16 protein-coding genes are annotated in these 17,615 nt (G+C 67.4%); 11 read left to right on the forward strand and 5 right to left on the reverse strand.

All coding sequences use genetic code 11. The annotated features are described in order from the left end of the window. The 4 genes from NMI01S_RS09460 to NMI01S_RS34765 form a co-directional block, all read left to right on the forward strand. Window positions 1–1,416, forward strand: a 1,416-nt coding sequence (locus tag NMI01S_RS09460; protein WP_062995725.1) for a carboxylesterase/lipase family protein, incomplete at its 5' end; no start/stop codon positions are given. 56 nt (window positions 1,417–1,472) lie between these two features. After that, a complete protein-coding gene (locus tag NMI01S_RS09465) occupies window positions 1,473–1,994 on the forward strand; it encodes a hypothetical protein (protein ID WP_439956249.1) in 522 nt (173 codons plus the stop codon). Next, window positions 1,991–2,443: an RDD family protein gene (locus NMI01S_RS09470; RefSeq protein WP_062995727.1), complete on the forward strand. Its 453-nt coding sequence runs from the start codon at window positions 1,991–1,993 to the stop codon at window positions 2,441–2,443. The genes NMI01S_RS09465 and NMI01S_RS09470 overlap by 4 nt, the downstream gene beginning before the upstream one ends. Window positions 2,444–2,540: 97 nt before the next feature. Next, window positions 2,541–3,389 carry a hypothetical protein gene (locus NMI01S_RS34765; protein WP_062995729.1) on the forward strand — a complete coding sequence of 283 codons (849 nt, stop codon included), beginning with the start codon at window positions 2,541–2,543 and terminating at the stop codon, window positions 3,387–3,389. Window positions 3,390–3,815: 426 nt separating this feature from the next. Here the strand turns inward: NMI01S_RS34765 and NMI01S_RS09480 are convergent, their stop codons facing one another. Beyond that, window positions 3,816–4,313, reverse strand: coding sequence for a MarR family winged helix-turn-helix transcriptional regulator (locus NMI01S_RS09480; RefSeq protein ID WP_062995731.1), 498 nt, complete (start codon window positions 4,311–4,313; stop codon window positions 3,816–3,818). Between the two features lie 459 nt (window positions 4,314–4,772). Next, window positions 4,773–5,390 (reverse strand): hypothetical protein, encoded by a 618-nt coding sequence (locus NMI01S_RS35825; protein ID WP_063920696.1) that lies wholly within the window; start codon window positions 5,388–5,390, stop codon window positions 4,773–4,775. A gap of 398 nt (window positions 5,391–5,788) precedes the next feature. On the opposite strand from NMI01S_RS35825, the gene NMI01S_RS09490 reads away from it, so the two are divergent. The 7 genes from NMI01S_RS09490 (at window position 5,789) to NMI01S_RS09520 (ending at window position 15,263) form a co-directional block, all read left to right on the forward strand. Continuing rightward, the gene (locus NMI01S_RS09490) at window positions 5,789–6,724 is read left to right on the forward strand and encodes an SDR family NAD(P)-dependent oxidoreductase (protein ID WP_062995733.1); all 936 of its coding nucleotides are present in this window, start codon (window positions 5,789–5,791) and stop codon (window positions 6,722–6,724) included. Between the two features lie 132 nt (window positions 6,725–6,856). Beyond that, window positions 6,857–7,060 carry a hypothetical protein gene (locus tag NMI01S_RS35535; RefSeq protein ID WP_062995735.1) on the forward strand — a complete coding sequence of 68 codons (204 nt, stop codon included), beginning with the start codon at window positions 6,857–6,859 and terminating at the stop codon, window positions 7,058–7,060. A 105-nt stretch (window positions 7,061–7,165) separates the two neighbouring features. Then, window positions 7,166–8,125, forward strand: coding sequence for an amino acid hydroxylase (locus tag NMI01S_RS09500; protein WP_245716800.1), 960 nt, complete (start codon window positions 7,166–7,168; stop codon window positions 8,123–8,125). A 61-nt stretch (window positions 8,126–8,186) separates the two neighbouring features. Beyond that, entirely contained in the window at window positions 8,187–12,134 is a 3,948-nt protein-coding gene (locus tag NMI01S_RS09505; RefSeq protein ID WP_062995739.1) for a non-ribosomal peptide synthetase, read from the forward strand. Window positions 12,135–12,304: 170 nt separating this feature from the next. Beyond that, a complete protein-coding gene (locus NMI01S_RS09510; RefSeq protein WP_062996038.1) occupies window positions 12,305–13,039 on the forward strand; it encodes an O-methyltransferase in 735 nt (244 codons plus the stop codon). Window positions 13,040–13,192: 153 nt separating this feature from the next. Further along, on the forward strand, window positions 13,193–14,155 hold the full coding sequence (locus NMI01S_RS09515; protein WP_062996040.1) for a hypothetical protein: 963 nt from the start codon (window positions 13,193–13,195) through the stop codon (window positions 14,153–14,155). A 238-nt stretch (window positions 14,156–14,393) separates the two neighbouring features. Continuing rightward, a complete protein-coding gene (locus tag NMI01S_RS09520) occupies window positions 14,394–15,263 on the forward strand; it encodes a DUF8832 domain-containing protein (protein WP_062996042.1) in 870 nt (289 codons plus the stop codon). Between the two features lie 354 nt (window positions 15,264–15,617). Here the strand turns inward: NMI01S_RS09520 and NMI01S_RS34775 are convergent, their stop codons facing one another. The 3 genes from NMI01S_RS34775 to NMI01S_RS09540 all read right to left on the reverse strand — a co-directional run bounded on the left by NMI01S_RS34775 (window position 15,618) and on the right by NMI01S_RS09540 (window position 17,506). Next, window positions 15,618–16,157 (reverse strand): DUF5994 family protein, encoded by a 540-nt coding sequence (locus tag NMI01S_RS34775; RefSeq protein WP_062995741.1) that lies wholly within the window; start codon window positions 16,155–16,157, stop codon window positions 15,618–15,620. Window positions 16,158–16,601: 444 nt separating this feature from the next. Beyond that, window positions 16,602–16,805 carry a cold-shock protein gene (locus NMI01S_RS09535; protein ID WP_039780742.1) on the reverse strand — a complete coding sequence of 68 codons (204 nt, stop codon included), beginning with the start codon at window positions 16,803–16,805 and terminating at the stop codon, window positions 16,602–16,604. 113 nt (window positions 16,806–16,918) lie between these two features. Further along, window positions 16,919–17,506: a hypothetical protein gene (locus NMI01S_RS09540; RefSeq protein WP_245716801.1), complete on the reverse strand. Its 588-nt coding sequence runs from the start codon at window positions 17,504–17,506 to the stop codon at window positions 16,919–16,921. Window positions 17,507–17,615 lie beyond the last annotated feature (109 nt).

The raw sequence follows: 17,615 nt of genomic DNA on the forward strand, positions 1-17,615 counted from the left end.
CGACGGGGGTATTCGGTCTTCTTCGCCATTCCCTATGCCGCACCCCTGGTCGGTGTCCGCCGCTTCCAGGCCCCGGCTCCGCCGCGGCGATGGAGTGGTGTGCGCGACGCGCGGAGGTTCGGATCCTCGGTTCCGCAGCCGATTCTCTGGCATCCCGGCGACGATCCGGAATGCCTCACCGTGAACGTGTGGACTCCCGATGCCGGCACCTCCGGGATGCCGGTCGTGGTGTGGCTGCACGGCGGCGCGTGCATGGGCGGCACCGCGGCCACAGCGGATTTCGACGGTGCGGCCTTCGCCGCCGCAGGGGTCGTTCTCGTCACGATGAACTACCGAGTGGGCTACGAGGGCTTCGGCTGGGTCGACGACGCGCCGTGCAATCGCGGCGTACTCGACCAGATCGCCGCGCTCGGCTGGGTGCACGACAACATCGCCGCCTTCGGTGGCGATCCGGACGCGGTCACCCTGATCGGACAGTCGGCAGGTGCGTCGTCGGTCGTGGGCCTGATGGCCGGCGATCGCGCACCCGATCTGTTCCGGCGCGGGATCGCGCAGAGCCCGGGGAAGATCTTCGTTCCCGCCGACGAGGCGCGTGCCGTGTCGGCGATGATCACGTCGCAACTCGGCGTCCACCCGACGGCCGGCGCATTGGCAGCGCTGCCGTCCGAAGCGATACACGCGGTACAGATGGCGCCGGTGGCCCTCATGGCGGCGGAGCCGGGCCGATGGACCCATCCGAACGCGCCGTACTCGATGATCATCGACGACGAATTGTTCGACGCCCCACCGTGGTTCGATCAGCGAGCGTCCGGAACGAGCCGGGAACTCGTGTGCGGATTCACCACGGACGAGGCTCGGATGTTCACCGCGGATGTCGACCTGTCCGGCTCCGACCCCGTCGAGACCGCCCGTGCCTGCGGGCTCGACGCGAACGCGGTCCGGACCTACCGCACGGGGAGTCCGGGCATCCGCGACGAGGAACTGCACGCTCTGATCCTCTCCGACGCCCTGTTCCGGATGCCCGCGCTGTGGTGCGCCGAGGCCGCCGCCGAGGCGGGAAACGACACCTACCTCTACGAGTTCGCATGGCCGAGCCCGGCACGCGACGGCGCACTTCGGGCCTGCCACGGCCTCGACGTCCCCTTCACCTTCGATACCCCCCACGGCCCGCTCGCCGCGCAGCTCATCGGGCCGGAGATCCCGCCGGACTTCGCCGACCTCTCGGAGGCGATGCGCAACGCCTTCCTCGGCTTCGTCGCGACCGGCGACCCCGGATGGCCGCGTTTCGACATCACCGAACGGATTCGCCGAATCTGGGCGACCCCGCCGGAGCTGGGCAGCGACACGCTGCCGACGTCCCGCCGGATCTGGCAGCGCCACCGCATCCCCGGCCGACCGAGCTCGGACGATGTCTGAAAATTGAATAACTCGAAAGGCATACCCATCCGGCGCCGAGCGAGTTTGATGGAGATGTGGACGGCACCACGATGTCGAGGCCGGTGAACCTGATGGTCGGAGCCGCCGCGAAGGCCGGCGGAGCTGCCGGGCGCGTGCTGGGATTCGGATTGGATGTCGCCCAGCGGGTGCCGGGTGTCGAGCCGGTGCTCGCGGAGCTCGGACAGCGGGGTGCCGAGACGCTGGAAGCCGTCGACGATCTCACCGAGCGGCTGCTGCGGGCGGTGATCGGCCGGATTGTGCGGACCGCGGTCGGCGCCGTCGATCTCACGGCGATCGTCGTCGACAATGTGGATCTCGACGCGGTGGCCGAACGGATCGATGTCGACAAGATCATCGGGCGGGTCGACCTGGTCGGGCTGGCCGACACCGTGATCGACGGCGTCGATCTCCCCCGGATCATCCGCGAATCCACCGACTCCATGTCCGCGGAGGCGGTTCTCGGCATCCGAAGCCAGGGGATGCATGCGGACGACGCGGTCGCGGGGTTCGTCGGGAGATTGCTCCGGCGAGCACCGTCCGAATCGGGCGCGGAGTGAGCGCCCCTGCCCATGGCCCCGCCGGAATCGTGACCCGGTCGATCGCATCGGGGGTCGATATCGCCGTCGTCCTGGCGATCATGGCCGGGCTCTACCTGTGTCTGACGTTCGCTCGACTGCTGTTCTCGCCGCAGGACTTCGCGTGGCCGGCCACCGGCGCGGTCATGTCGACGAGCATATTCATCGTGGTGTCGGTGCTGTACCTCACCGGATGCTGGGCCGTGAGCGGTCGCACCGTCGGCGCCGTGATGATGGGACTGCGGGTGGTGAGCCGCGACGGCGAACTCGTGGGATGGCCGCGGGCCTTCCTGCGTGCGGTGTTCTGCGTGATGTTCGCTGTCGGATTGTTCTGGGTGGCGGTCGATTCGCGCCGGCACTCACTTCAAGACATCGTCCTGCGCACCACAGTCGTCTACGACTGGCAACCGGAGTCCCATCCGGCGACGTAGGTGCGGGCCGCGGATGATCCGCCGACAACCCCGGAGGTTCGAGTGCGCCGTGGCCCTCGACCGTGTACCTGCTTATCCCCCTCCGACTTTCGGTGCCGTGGACGGTGGACGTGCGGTCGACGGAGCCTCCGGACGCGCCGACCTCGATTGCGGCGGGGGCGCGGTCGTCTTCGGTGCCGCCGTCGTCGCAGATCGCGTCGATGGGGTTGTCGGTGACCCGGATGTCGTCACGACCTCCGGCGACGGGGACGGCGTCGCACCCCCCGCGATCGTGGTCGTCGGGGTGGGTGTGGACATCGTCGTGGGCCTGGTCGGAGTGCGAGTAGGTGCCGTCGTCGCGGTGTCGGCCGGTGCCGTCGGCCTGGTGGTCCGCCGTGTGGTGGTCGGCGCTGTGATGGACGGCGCCGTCGTAGTCGGTGCTGTCGTAGTCGGTGCCGTCGGCGTGGTGGTCGGCAGTGTCGTGGTCGGCAGTGTCGTGGTCGGCAGTGTCATGGTCGGCGCTGTGGTGGTGGGCACTGCTGTGGTCGTCGTAGTCGGGTCGGCCGTCACCGTGACCGTCGATGTCTCCGCCGGGGCCGTGGACATCGGGGGTGGGACGACGAGGCCCGAGTCCGGCACGCCGGGCATGATCTGGATCGAAAGACTCGCGGTGGCTGAGAAACTCGCGCCCGCCGACTCGGCCCCCGAGGTCGGAGCCGAGGGATCAGTCGTCGTGGGCGGCGTGGATTCCGTCGCAGTGGCCGGGCCGGAACCCTGGTCGGTGGGATCGGCGGTCGCTGGGGCGGTTCCGGGATCGGCGGCCGCGTCGGTATCGCCCGAGACGTCGACCGGGACGGGGAGCTCGCTCGCGGCGTCGAAGGCCGTGCTCGCTTTCGCCGCGGCGATTTCGCTTCGCGTGGCACCGCCGTCGAAAGTCTGCACGGTGGCTTCGCCCGAATACGCCTGAGAATGGTCCACACGCACCGGCGGACCCGAATCCGCTCGCACCACGAGCGTTATGCCGATCGCCGTGGTCACCAACGCGGTGACCACACCCGCGCGCGAGAGCTGTTGCCGGAACCGATCTGCCGCAGGCTCCGCGGACGGCCGCCCGCACCACCGCGGAAATCGAGCCCGCGGCTCACCCACTCGGTTGTCGCTGTTGTCGATGGTTCGCATCCTGCTACCGCTTTCTTCCTCCGGATGCTCCGTCCGCCGGGAAACGGTGATCACACCGTCTGCACCACCGAAAAACACGCCCGAGATTCGGACAGCGAATTGCGGCAGTTCCGCGAACACCGAAACGCCGGCATTACGGTGTCGCCTCGCCGAACAGCTCGAGCGGGGCATCAATACGTCAATGTTGTGCCGAGAAGAACAGCGCGCCCGGATTTCAGGCCCTGGAGTAGGGATCCACGTCGCGCAGCCGTTGCCGGTGGATTCGTTGCAATTCACCGGCGCGGGTGAGAAAGTCGGCGATTATCTCGAGTTCGGCGGAGTCATACCAGCTCAGCAACATCTTGTAACTCTCGACGATCATGGGTACGACGAGTTGCTGTATGCGATAGGCCGCGAGGTCGGTCGCCATCACGATCACGCGACGACGATCGGTCGGATGCAGCGAACGGGCGATATAGCCCTGCTTCTCCAGCCGGTTCAGCATGATCGTGACACCGGCCGCGGTGATGCCGAGCCGTTCGGCCAGCATCCCCGGCGTCGTGGACTTCTCGTCGTCGGCCAGGACGATCTCCAGTGCCCGCCGGTCGGTCTCGTTCACGCCCAGTACCCGGATCAATTCGCGGGTCAGATCCTCGACGGTTCCGTGGTAGAACCCCAGGGCCCTTTTGAGTTCGGCCGAGATCCGGGCGGGTTCGATTGGTCTCGGGCACACGAGCTTTCCCCTCGATCACTGTGAAACATGAAACCGCTCAAGAGAAGTCGCCGATCAGGGTGTGTGCACCATCATTTCCCCTGCGTACGGTAGGAATCGCCGCCGGTCGCGTGAAGCGGGCATATGTGCTCCTGTCAATCGATATGGCCGACAACCCGAACGCGGCCGCCGAACATCGCGAAAGCTGGCACAGCCGCGGCCGCCGAAACGACCGTGGGCTGTGTCGGACATGCACTGTACGACACACCGACCCATGCGATACGGTGCATCACAGAATTCGGTCCGAGTGGCTGCCCTGCCCAAACGTGAAGCGGGGCAATCACTATGAGGAACCGTGGCCACATCGTCCGACCCGGGTGAGACCTGGGCCGGGTTGCTGATACAACCCGGTCCAGGCATGTTCACCACCGGCCGCCGGTGCGGACACCGGCCGTCACGCCGTGGCGCCTGCCCGCGAAATCAGCTGACGGCAGTGGTGGTGAGGGTCGGCGACGGGTTCGGGTAACACGAGGTCGCGACATTGCCGACCAATGCGACGTTGGTCGTCATGGTCATTCCGGGACTGGTGTAACTGGTCCCCGCGTACTTGCTGGTGATCGGCGTTCCGGGGGTTCCGGCGGTGACATTGATGGTCACCGCCGGCGGCGTGAAGCTGGTGCCGCCGGCGATCGGACCCGGCACGGTCAGAACGACATTCCCACCCGACGTGGCGACGGTGCCGGCCACGGTACCCCCGGAGGCGGTGGCGGAGACCAATGTCGAATTCGCGGGAGTCGGAAAGGTCATCTTCAGGTTGCTGATGTTGTTCACGGTGAAGCCGGACGCCGAACTGGGCACCGACGACGAACCCGGCGTGAGGGTGATGGCCACCGCGGAACCCGACGCCGCCGAGCTCGGCGCGGTGCCGGTGACCGATGTGGTCATGCTCGAGGTCTGGCCGATCCCGAAAATGGTGCCCTTACAGCTCCAGTTCACGCTGACCGGGGCGGCATTTGCCGGGGCCGCCATACAAAAGACGGTGGCGACCGCCACCGGGGCGAGAACGCCGGCACGAACCAGGGAAGAGATGGATCTCATGACTGACTCCAGAAAATGTAGAGCAACGTTACGACCGAATACCGGACCGCAACACCGAGTTTCTAAAATATAGCCTCTTCTCATCTTTCCATGGCCGAAATCGCGCAATCGAATCGAAAAGAAGATATCGTTATCCGCAATTAATTATTCAGTCTGGAAAGTTAATTCCGGCAAGATTCTTTTAATAAAGTCATCCATTTCCGTGCCACCTATCGGCCGGAGCGCCGACAGGACCGTTCCTGCAATTCCCCCGAATACAAGGCTCGACCTGAGAATATATCCCCGCGCACCGATCGTCAGCTTTCGGGTGGTTACCGTTCGCGACATTCACCCCCACCGGGCCCGCATGCCAGTGGGACGTCAGGGCGATGCAAGAGCGCCGAGGCAGGGTTGCCGGTATGACATGGCACAGCGGCTGTCGAGCCGAGGGGAAGACGATTCTGGTCACCGGCGCCAGTGCGGGCATCGGATACTTCGTCGCGGAGCAACTCGCGGCCGTGGGCGCGACCGTTGCTCTGGGGTGCCGGGACACCACCAAGGCCGACCTCGCGATGCGGGCGATCCGAGCACGAGTGCCGGCCGCTCGAACGATGTCGGTGCGTGTGGACCTCGCGGAGCCGTCCTCGCTGCCGGCGACGGTCGACGCGCTCGGCGTCGAGTGCCTGGACGCGGTCGTGCTCAACGCCGGAATACTGCTCTCGGGCCCCGAGCGTCAGGTGAACGCGCGGGGATACGAATCGATGTTCGCGACGAACCATCTCGGGCATTTCGCGTTGGTCGCACATCTGGCGCCGATGCTGACGGCCGCCCCGCACGGCCGGGTGATCACAGTGGGCAGCTTCGCCGCGCGGTCGGAACGGCTGGATCTCACCGATCTGCAGTCGGAGCGCGATTACCGGCCGAAGCGCACCTACGGACGATCGAAACTGGCGCAGACGCTGTTCGGCTTCGAACTGGATCGCCGGCTGCGGGCATGTGGCGCCGCCACCGCGAGCATCGTCGCCCATCCCGGTGGCGCGCTGGACTCGCTCACCCCGTCGCGGCCACCGCTGTTCGCCCACACCCCCGCCCAGCGCCTGCGCGGGCTGCCCGCGGGCGTTGTGCTGCACGGCAAACACGCCGGGGCCGACAGCATCGTCCGAGCCGCCCTCGACACCGCGATCACCGGCGGTGAGCTGTGGGGGCCCCGGGTTCTCGGCCTCCGCGGCCGGCCACACCGCGAAACACCTCACGCGCATATGACCGATCCGGACGTCGCGGCCGAGTTGTGGGCGGCCAGCGCCGAGCTCACGGGCGTCGATCCCCTCGTGTGTCCGGCTACGCCGATCCGGTGACCGCGGGCGGCGTTCGCCGACCTCAGCGGGCGGAAACGCGGTCGGCAATGTGACGGCAAACCCCGGATTGCTCCCCGCCCTGTAGTAGCTTGACTGATTACCGTTGCTCGCCCGAGAAGAGCGGAGGGGCCGATGCCCAACCAGCCCGCGGGAGGTTTGCGGTGGCTCGATCGCACGGACGCGGCGGCGTTCTCCGCCGGCCGGGACGTGAATCTCGTCCTGGTGCCGGCGCGGATTACTCTCCGGCCCAAGGCAACTCACGCATGGGGGTATCGGCAAGACACCCTGCACGATTCGTGGCCGATGTTCGCGGCCGCGCTCGGCGCCGAGCAGTGAAGGCGCTATGAACAATTCGGTTGAAAGGCGACAGATCAGACAGCAGACCACCGCTTTCCCGGACACCTCGTTTCACTTTCGCGAGCCCCCTCGGGCAGCACAGGATTGTCACCTGAAATTCCGCGGAATGTATTGCGGGAAAACGCCTTCTACTTTACCCTTGCCGGCTTTGCCGATTTGTTTGCTGAAAATTCGGCCGGGGTACTCGCGCACACAGAACGCACCTATTGTCAGCGCCGATCGATTCCGAGTGGTGATGACCTGCGCAACTTAGGCAACTCGAGGAGAGGATTGATTGCGATGACGGTTGGTCTCGACGTTCGGTCCGAGCGTGAGCGGGTCGCCCGCGCGTGCCGCCCGGGGCAGCCTCTGCCCGAATTCGTCTACAGCAGTGACGAAGACATCCTGTGGTCCCGCGTTTTCGTGACACTTCGCGCCATGCACGAACAGCTCGCGTGCGCGGACTATCGTGCCGCGGCTCGCCTCGTTCAACTGCCCGCCGAGCGAGTACCGCAGATGAGCGAGGTGTCGCGCATGCTTCGTTCGCTGACCGGTTTCGCGTTGGCGCCGGCCATCGGAAGCCAACCGGGCCGCCTGTTCTACGGGCCGATGGCCGACGGCATCCTGCACGCCACTCCGGACGTGCGGCCGGTGACCGAGCAATCGTTCTCGCCCGATCCGGACGTCATCCACGAACTGGTCGGACATGCGGTGATACTGGCCGATCCGGAATTCGCGGAGCTGTATCGCTGCTTCGGCCGCGCCGCCAACCGCGCCACCTCCGACGAGGAGCGCGCCGCGATCGCGCGGTTGTTCTGGTTCACCCTGGAGGTCGGCGTGGTCGCCGAAAAGGGGCACCCGCGAGCGTACGGAGCCGCGATCCTGTCCTCGGTGACGGAGATGGAGTCCTTCGTGAACGCGGAGCTGCGAGAGTTCCGGGTGCAGGACATACTCGCCGCCGATATCGACGACAGCATTTGTCAGCCTCTGCTCTTCGTCGCCGATTCGGTCAGCCGGATGATGGCGGAGGTAACGAGCTTCCTCCGGACGAGGGTCGGTTCGTGAGGCCCCCGTATCGCACGATCCCCCGGACGACATCCGCGCCGGCGACGATGAAGGAATTGCGGTGGTAGACCTTTCGAGCGCCACGCGTCGTCACGACGACGCGACTCCGGACGCGCACTTCTTCGAATTATCGGTGGCGCAGTACGAACTGTGGCTGGCTCAGCAATTACATCCCACGGTTCCGTTCTCCATCTCGCAATACACCGATGTGCAAGGCGATCTCGACCTGGAACTGCTCCAGCGGTGTGCCCGCCGCGCAGCACGCGAATTACAGTCGCCCCATCTGCGATTCGCCATCGTCGGTGGTCGGCCGCGCCAATATCTCGACCACGATGTGGATGCCGGATTCGACTGCGTAGATCTCAGTGATCACCCCGATCCCGAACGCGCCGCACAGGAGTGGATGAGCCGGGATCATCAGGCGGGCCTCGATCTGACCGGAGACGACGTCACGAAGACGGTGCTGTTCACCCTCGGTCCCGGCCGGTATCGCTGCTACGCGCGCAGCCACCACATCGCCGTCGACGGCTTCGGCGCCGCTCAGGTGTTGCGGCGAACGGCCGAATTGCATTCCGCCGCAACCGAAGGACGACCCCCGGCGGCGTGCCGGGCGGTATCGCTGACCGAGATCGTGGCGGCCGAGCAACGGTATCGGTCCTCGTCGCGGTTCGCGGCCGACCGCGAGTACTGGGGACAGCAGCTCGCCGGCCTCGACCACACCACCCGCCTCAGTGAGCGGTACGCCGCACCCTCGGCCCGGCCGCATATCGCGCACACGACCGTCGACGCGGAGGTCATGGCGCGGCTCGGCGACGCGGCCCGCCGGTACGGCACCGGGATGGCCGAGGTGCTGGTCGCGGCGGTGACCGCGTTTCTGGCGCAGATGACGGGTGATACCGATGTCACGGTGTCGCTGCCCGTCGCCGGGCGCACCACCGGAGCCCTGCGGCAGTCGGCGGGCATGGTCTCGAACGTGGTGCCCTTGCGGGTGCGCGGCGTGGCCGAGAGCACGGTCGGTGAGCTGGTTCGCGAGGTTCGCCTGAGCATGATCGGCGCGTTGCGCCATCAGTTGTACCGGCACGAAGACCTGCTCCGCGACCACGGCGTGGGGCAGGCCGGGCGGCACGGCTACGGCCCGCTGATCAACGTCCTCAGTCTGCCCGACAGCATCGACTTCGGCGCCGTTCGCGGTCGGACGCAACTGCTTTCGGCCGGGCCGGTGGAGGATTTGGCGATCAGTTGTTACCGATTCGGCACCGAGCCGTTCGTCATCGACTTTCATGCCAACCCGCAGCTGTACCGAGCAGACGAAGTGGAAAGATATCGGCAGCAGTTCGTCGACTGTCTGACTCGATTCCTGCAAGCCGACGGGGCGGACACGGTGTTCGCGGCCGTCGCCGGCACGCAGACGATCGCCGCCCCGCAGCGGCGCCACCACCAGCGATTGCTGCCGGACCTGCTCGCGGGCGGAATCGATGCCGGTGACCGGATCGCGCTGAGCGGGCCTGATCGTTCGGTGACCTATCGCGAACTCGACGAGACGACCGCGCAGTGGGCGCGTGAGCTGATCGCGCACGGCGCCGGACCGGAAGTCGTTGTCGCGGTGGCATTGTCGCGGTCGGTGGAATCGGTCATGGCGTTGTGGGCGGTCGCCCGGGCGGGCGCGGTGTTCTTCCCGGTCAATCCCACCGACCCGCCGGCCCGCGTCGCGAAGCTGCTCGCCGATTCCGGTGCGACGCTGGGCATCACCCTCACCAGGTGGCGCACACCCCGGGAGACCACGACGGTCGACTGGTTGATGCTCGACAGCGACGATTTCACCCGCGCCGCGGCGTCCCGGTCCGCCGACGCGGTGACCGACGCGGATCGGATACGACCGTTGCGGGCCGCGCACCCGGCCTATCTGATCTACACCTCCGGATCCACCGGCGAACCCAAGGGCGTGCTGAGCACCCACGAGGGACTGGCGGCCCTGACCGACGACCTGCGCACCCGCAACGGCATCGGCCCCGATGCCGTAGTGCTGCAAGCACATTCGCCGTTCTGCGATGCGTCGATGCTCGAATACCTCTCCGCGTTCGCCCCCGGCGCGAAACTGGTCGCCTCGGCACCGGACATCGTCGCGGGACAACGGCTTTCGCAAGTGATGGAGGATGAGTCCGTCACGCAGCTGATCGTCACGCCGGCCATCCTGGCCACGCTCGACCCGGATCGACTGCCCTCGCTGCGGACGGTCACCGTCGGCGGAGACAAATGTCCGCCCGCACTGGCGCAACGCTGGGCGGGCCGGTTACCGATGTTCAACTCCTACGGGCCCACCGAAGCCACCGTCGTGGTGACCCAGACCGAACCGCTCGCCCCCGGCTCGCCGATCACGATCGGGCGCGGACTGCCCGGCGTGCAGACTCTCGTCCTGGATGCCCGGCTGCGGCCGGCTCCCCGTGGCGCCCGTGGCGAACTGTATCTCGCCGGTGACGCGTTGGCGCGTGGATATCTGGGGCGGCCCGGAATCACCGCGCAGAGCTTCGTGGCAAATCCCTACGGGCAGCCGGGAACCCGCATGTATCGCACCGGTGACATGGTCCGCGAGCAACCCGGCGGCACGCTGGAATACCTCGGCCGAGGCGATGTTCAGATCTCGCTGCGCGGACAGCGCATCGAGCCGTCCGAGGTGGAGCGTGCCCTGGCCGCCGACGCGACGGTCGATCAGGCCGTGGTGCGGGTGTGGACGTCCGAGACACTCGGCGATCGGCTGATCGGCTATGTCGTGCCCGCGGCGGCCGGGGAAGAGTTCGACCGGGCCACCGTCTTGGCACGATTGCGGACCGTGCTGCCGCCCGGCATGGTTCCGGCGATGCTGGTGCCGTTGCCCGAGATCCCGATCAATCCGAGCAGCGGCAAGACCGATCGATCCGCCTTGCCGGATCCGCGGACGCTGCCGCGCCCGGCGTTCCGCGCGCCGGCCTCGGAGATCGAGCGCACGGTGGCGGAGACGATCGCCGAGGTGACCGGGCAGTCTCGAATCGGCTTGGACGACAACTTCTTCGAACTCGGCGGCAACTCGTTGCTGGGTGTCGAACTGTGCCGGCAACTGTCGGAGCGGACCGGAACCACGGTGACGATCTCGTCGCTGTTCACCCCGACGGTGCAAACCTTGGCCGCCGCCATCGAAGCCACCGCGGCCGGCGGCAACAGCGATGCGGCAGTCGGCGGTTCGGCGTTGCAGCCGGTTCTGCCGTTGCGGGGCAGCGGTTCCGGGACGCCGCTGATCTGCCTGCATTCGGCGGTTCCGCTGTCGTGGTGCTATTCGGGCCTGCTGCGGTATGTCACCGACCGGCCCGTCTACGGGCTGCAGTCGCCGGCCGTCTCCGGGCAATCGCGCAGGTACCGCAGCGTCGACGAGCTCGCCGAGGTGTATCTGCGGGAACTCACGCGCCTGCGACCGGAAGGGCCTTACCACCTGCTGGGCTGGTCCCTGGGCGGCCAACTCGCGCATGCGCTCGCCGCCCGGCTGCGCGCCCGGGGGCACGACGTGGGATTGCTCGTCATGCTCGACAGCGTGGCCTTCGGTGAGGGCGCGCCGCAGCCGGAGCCGCCCACCGTCCGTGATCTGGTCACCCATCTGCAGGGCAATGAGTCGGCCACTCCCGACACGCGGCCGCTCACGCTGGACGAAGCGGTGGACCTGCTCGCCGACAGCCCCGGCCCCGGGCGCGGGCTGACCCGCGAGCAGCTCGAACGCCTGCATCAGGGCTATGTCGACAGCGTCGCCATGTCCACCAGCTACCGGCCGGCATCCTATGACGGCGATCTACTGTATTTCTCGGCGACCGAGGGCATCACCGGCGAACTGACCGGCGAGATGTGGCGGCCCTGGGTTGGCGGACGGATCGCGGAACACCGCGTCGACGTCACCCACGCCCAGATGACCAACCCCGAGGCGCTCGCGGTCATCGGGCCGATCCTGGAGGCCGAACTGAATCGGCACGGCGAAGGGAAGAGCATGTGAGCAAGCATTCCGCTGCGATCGCGGCATCCGCGGTGTCGGTTGCGTCGTCGATCATGCTGGCCGCACGACGGCCGGCGGTGTTCGGTCTCCGTCTCCCCCGCGCGGTACTGGCCGCTGTCGCCGCGATCGCCCTGGCGATTGCCGCCAACGAGAGCGCGGGAAAACCGGTGATGTTCCTGCGATGGTCGTATGTGCGGTTTCTGTTCGGCCTCCGGCATATGGGCGCCACCTGGCAGGTCGGTGACGGCCGCGAACAGGCGCTGGCCGACTATGTGTGCGCGCATGCCCGACAGAACGACATCGACGACGTCATCCGGGCGATCGACGAGTTCTGCTACACCAAGAGCTACCTGATCAACATCGGTGACGAGAAGGGCCGGATCCTCGACCGGGCCGTCGCCGCCGCGCAGCCGCGCCGCCTGCTCGAACTCGGAACCTATTGCGGCTACAGCGCTTTGCGCATAGCGCGGGTCATGCCGGCCGATGCCGTGCTGTACTCGATCGAGTTCAACGCGGCCAATGCCGCTGTGGCCCGGCGGATCTGGGACCACGCGGGCGTCGGCGACCGCATCGTCGTCATCGTGGGCACATTGGGCGACGGCGGAAGGACGCTCCGAACATTGCGCGAAGACCACGAATTCTCACCCGGCGCACTGGATTTCGCCTTCCTCGATCACGAGAAGGACGAATATCTTCCCGATCTGCACCGAATCCTGGACCGGGCCTGGCTGCGCCCCGGCGCGGTGGTCGTGGCGGACAACGTGAAATATCCGGGCGCCCCGGAATATCGAGCGTTCATGCGTCGCCACGAGGGCACCCGGTGGACGACCCGCGAGCATCGGACGCACGCCGAATACCAGAAGGTTCTCAAGGACCTCGTGCTCGAATCGACCTATCTCGGCTGAGCGGATCGAGCCCACCCGGCGATCCACCCGGGCCCCGTGTCCGATTGCGGCGTCTCGAAGATGTTAATCGGCGGTAATGGCGGGTAGTCGCAGATATGGTGCAGCGTTGCGCCCCGACCTGATGCTGTCTATATGCCGAAGGACGAGATTCGCATGAGCACTCTTGATACGTCCACCTTGCTGGCCCAGCTGCGAGCGCTGCTGACGTTGACCAATACCGAGATACAAGTGGCCGAGACCCGGATCGCGCAGGCGAGGACCGAGGCTGTCCGTAAGGAGCTGTCGGAGAACGCCGACAAGGGCCGCGCCCGCGCCGAGGCGATCGAGGCCGCCATCCGCGATCTGGGCAGTGTGCCCGAGGTGGTCGGCCCGTTCCTCGGCCGCGCGGTCGCCGCCATCAAGGCGATGGCCGAACAGGCCCAGCCGTTCGACGAGGCCCTGCTCGGCGATCTGGCGCTGGAGCACCAGTTGCTCGACCGCTCCCGCTACATCAAGGCTCTCGCGACCGCCGCGGGGCTGCGGGAGATCGTGACGTTGGCCGACCGCCTGATCACCGCGCATTCGGCCACGGTGGAATGGCTGACCACCGTCCTGGCCGAGGACGCCCTCGGCGGACCGGCCGCCTTGCGTCGCACTGTGCTGCAGGCGGCGACCGGCACCGCGGTGAAACTGTTCAACCTGCCCGTCACCTGGTCGGCTCGCGGCCTGGACCGTGCGCTGGACACCGTCCGCACCACCCCGCCCGCGCTCGGTGAGCTGCTCGCCCGAGGCGCCCACGCGGGTGATGTCGCGGTCAAGACGCTGTCGGCCTCTCGGGACGCCGCGCTCGAGACCGCCGAACAAGTGACGCGCCACGAAGGCGCCGGCGCAGCCGCCGACGCGCTGCATTCGATCCGCGCGACGACCGGCGTCCTCGAAGCCGGTGAGTTGCCGGTTCGCGACTACGACGAACTGAACGTGTCCCAGGCCGTCGCCGCGGTGAAGGACCTCACCGAGCCGGCCGACATCCGCGCGATCGTCGCCTACGAGGAAGCCCACAAGAAGCGCCACGGCGTCGTGTCGGCCGCTCAGACCCGGCTCGCCGCGATCGCCCAGGAAGTGACCGGCCTCAGCTGACCGGTGGTTCTTCGACCGGCCGGTCCCGATCCGGGGCCGGCCGGTCGCGGTCGTCCGGATCAGCCTGACGATCTCGACGGTCTGACGATCGGCGATACCTTCGTTCTCGCTTCTACGAGGCGGTTCACCAGCCCCCGTGAGCGGCTTCGCGCTTCTCGGCACAACTCGGTTGCCATATACCCCCAGGGGGTATATGTTCTTCGGTGTCGGACGCGAACAGATCGGAAAGGCCGGAGCGATGACCACGCACACTGACATCGATCACCATGGGGCACAAGGCAATCACGGAACTCATGCCCCGCATACGCAGCACGGCGGACACGAGGGTCACGGCGGACACGGGGGCCACGGCGGACACGAGGGCCACGGCGGGCACGCCGCGCACGAGGGCGGGCTGCCGGGAGGGCTCCAGATCACCCAGGACGGGTACACCTTGGCGCTCGCCGAGCCGATCCTCACACCGGGTGAGGTCGACTTCCGGTTCCGGATCCTGGGTCCCGACGGCGCACCGGTCACCGAGTACACCGCGATCCACGATCGCGAGCTGCACCTGATCGTGGTGCGGCGGGAGCTGACCGGGTTCTGGCACGTGCATCCGGAACTCACCGCCGACGGCGTCTGGACGGTGCGGCTGAATGTGCCGGAAGCGGGCGCGTATCGCGTGTTCACCGACATCGCCCCGCGGGCCCTCGGCAAGACCATCACTCTCGGCGCGGACGTGGCCGTCGCCGGCACGTACGCACCGCGCCCGGCACCCGCGGCCACCCGGACCGCCGACGTCGACGGCTACGAGGTGACTCTCGACGGCGATCTGGTGCCCGGCGACGGCCGCCTGCTCACCCTGACCGTGCGGAAGAACGGCGAGCCGGTCACCGACCTCCAGCCGTACCTGGCGGCCTACGGACATCTGGTGATCCTGCGGGCGGGCGACCTGGCCTATGTGCACGTCCACCCCAACGGCGAACCCGGTGACGGCGTCACCGCCCCGGGCCCGGACGTCACCTTCCACACCGCCGTCCCCGGCCCCGGAACCTACCGGCTGTTCCTGGATTTCAAGCACGGCGACGTCGTCCGCACCGCCGCGTTCACCCTGCCGACAACCCGGTGAGCGGTCTCGCGTGCCGCGGCCATCCGGGGGCCGCGGCATCGGGGGCCGCGGCATCGCGGATCTCCTCGACGTGGCGGAGCAGTGTCACGAGCGCGGCGAATCTCGGTCACCCCACGGCAACGCCCACGGCCGGAACACACTGTCCCCTGGGGCAGCCCGGATCAATCACCGAGGGAGTATCGCGGTGTCAGTTCGTGTCTGTCCGGCGGGCGGTTCCGTTTCGCGACTCGGCCGAGGTGTCCGGCGCGGCGGAGAAGTTCGGTCGCAGGTCCCCTCGCGCCACGACACCGGTCGGGCTGTCGGTGGCCGCGTCTCGGTGACTGAACAGTTGGGGTCCCAAGGGTTGTGTTTCGCTCACAGGCAGCTTCTTTCGATAGATGAATGGATGCGGCCGGCGACTGCCGGCTCACGGCCGGTCGCGCCGTTGCGCCACCGGCGGAGGGCGGCGGCCCGCCCGGTGCGGCCGGGTAATTGGGCCAGGAGTTCGTCGACCGTCGATTCGTCGTTCGCACGGCACGCGAGAGCCATGACAGCGCAGGCGCGATGGGGATCGGTGCGCGGCGGGATGATCAGCAGGACTCGACGCCGGTCGCGCGCCCCGAGCACCTCGACGGTGTGGGGTGTGCCGTGCCGGGTCCCGTCGAGACGCACCGCCCCGCGGCCGGCGACCGGGTTCCATTCGGCGGCGTTGTACACGACCCGGTGGATCGAGCCGAGCGCGGGCGATACGACCGCGAGCAGGCCGGGAAGTTCGGTGGCGAGATCCGGGCTACGGGGCCACCAGGCGCCGTCGACATATCCGGTTTTCGTCTCGTAGTCCTTGAACTGGACGCGTGCGGCGGGCTCGACATCGGGCCGCGCGGGGTTGTGCACATGGTGGTTCGGTCGGATCATGCCGACGCTCCTGACTCGGCCGAAGATCGGCCGTGTAATGACAATTTCCGGACCTGCGGAAACAGGTGCCGGGCCGGCATCGCCGGTGGACGACACGTCCAGATCTGTGTCTGCGTCGACTGCGATACGTTCGTATCGACATGATCGAGAACACCGGCGACTCAGCCTGTGCAGCTCGCGAAATCTTCGTCGCAGCGCACTCGTATCCGGTTGCCTTCGCGGCGTTCGAGGGATCGTTTCCCGAAACGAAAGAACGGCTGTTCGCGCTGCCATTCCGATGGCAGCCGTACGCCAGTGGGACCGGATATCTGTCTCGACTCTACGCGACCAGGCCATCCGTGTCCATGTGACCTCGCGCGGCGGTGGGAGAGCCGCGGCGGGAAAGCCGCTGAGAAAAGCACGAAACCCGCGCCGCGGGCGCGGGTTTCGCTGATTTGTCGGCTCCTAGATGGCGCGGACGTTCTGAGCTTGGGGACCCTTTTGGCCCTGGCCTACCTCGAACTCGACACGCTGTCCCTCATCGAGGGACTTGAAGCCGGAACCGGAAATCTCGGAATAGTGGACGAAAACGTCCGGGCCGCCCTCATCCTGGGCGATGAATCCGAAGCCCTTTTCGCCGTTGAACCACTTCACACTGCCTTGCGACATTCTTATTTTTTACTTCCTGTTGCGAGCCGGGCGATCACTGCAACAACCCGTGCTCACCGTCCAGTCTGGCACACTGTCGCGGTTCCGGCACGAACAGCCTGCCGGAAACGCCACTATCCGCCGGTGAACGCCGCGAGGTCGGCGTTCTCGTCGTTCGCGTCACCGTGGGTGAAGGCGGCGATCGCGAAGCCGGGACCGAAGGACGCCGAGGCGACGTAGGACCCGTCGTCCGACCACCCCCATTTGGTGCCGACGGTCGCCGGGACGTGCGCGGTCCCCCAGTTCTGGGCCGTACCGTCGGCGGCGATCGGACTCGCGGTGGCCATCCACCACAGCAGCAGCGAGCCGGGATCGGTGCGCTGCTTGGCCACGAGGAAATCGGCGACGTCCCGGGCGCTGGTGTAGGAGTCGCCCCAGAACGAACCACGCCGGGTGTCGGCCGAACCGAATTCCGCGGCGGTGGCATCGATGGCGTGCGGATACTTGGTGTCCAGCTCACTCGCGGCGGCACTGTCGGAGAGCTGGATCGCGCGCTGAGCCGCCTGCCGATCCGAGCGGGATCCGTCGCCGTGGCGCAGCACGTAATCGACCAGATACAGCTTGATGATCGACAGGGCCGGCCGCGGTTCGCCCGAATTCCCTGTGCCGGTATCCGTTCCGGGAATCAGCGAGACCATCGCGAACGATGTCCGCGGGTTCATCGGAATCGGCTCGGATTCCGCGCGGGCCGGACTTGCCGTCGCGGCACCGCCCGCTATCAATAGAGCAAGCACGGGCGCCACAAGAGATGTTCGCACGAATGAGTCCTCC

Source organism: Nocardia mikamii NBRC 108933, assembly GCF_001613505.1.
GTDB lineage: Bacteria > Actinomycetota > Actinomycetes > Mycobacteriales > Mycobacteriaceae > Nocardia > Nocardia mikamii.

Excerpts from the sequence above, each read along its gene's own strand:
- NMI01S_RS35825 (WP_063920696.1), bottom strand. The coding sequence starts at position 5,390 with ATGAGATCCATCTCTTCCCTGGTTCGTGCCGGCGTTCTCGCCCCGGTG.
- NMI01S_RS09490 (WP_062995733.1), top strand. The coding sequence starts at position 5,789 with ATGACATGGCACAGCGGCTGTCGAGCCGAGGGGAAGACGATTCTGGTC.
- NMI01S_RS35535 (WP_062995735.1), top strand. The coding sequence starts at position 6,857 with ATGCCCAACCAGCCCGCGGGAGGTTTGCGGTGGCTCGATCGCACGGAC.
- NMI01S_RS09510 (WP_062996038.1), top strand. The coding sequence starts at position 12,305 with ATGTTCCTGCGATGGTCGTATGTGCGGTTTCTGTTCGGCCTCCGGCAT.
- NMI01S_RS09515 (WP_062996040.1), top strand. The coding sequence starts at position 13,193 with ATGAGCACTCTTGATACGTCCACCTTGCTGGCCCAGCTGCGAGCGCTG.
- NMI01S_RS09520 (WP_062996042.1), top strand. The coding sequence starts at position 14,394 with ATGACCACGCACACTGACATCGATCACCATGGGGCACAAGGCAATCAC.
- NMI01S_RS34775 (WP_062995741.1), bottom strand. The coding sequence starts at position 16,157 with ATGATCCGACCGAACCACCATGTGCACAACCCCGCGCGGCCCGATGTC.
- NMI01S_RS09535 (WP_039780742.1), bottom strand. The coding sequence starts at position 16,805 with ATGTCGCAAGGCAGTGTGAAGTGGTTCAACGGCGAAAAGGGCTTCGGA.
- NMI01S_RS09540 (WP_245716801.1), bottom strand. The coding sequence starts at position 17,506 with ATGAACCCGCGGACATCGTTCGCGATGGTCTCGCTGATTCCCGGAACG.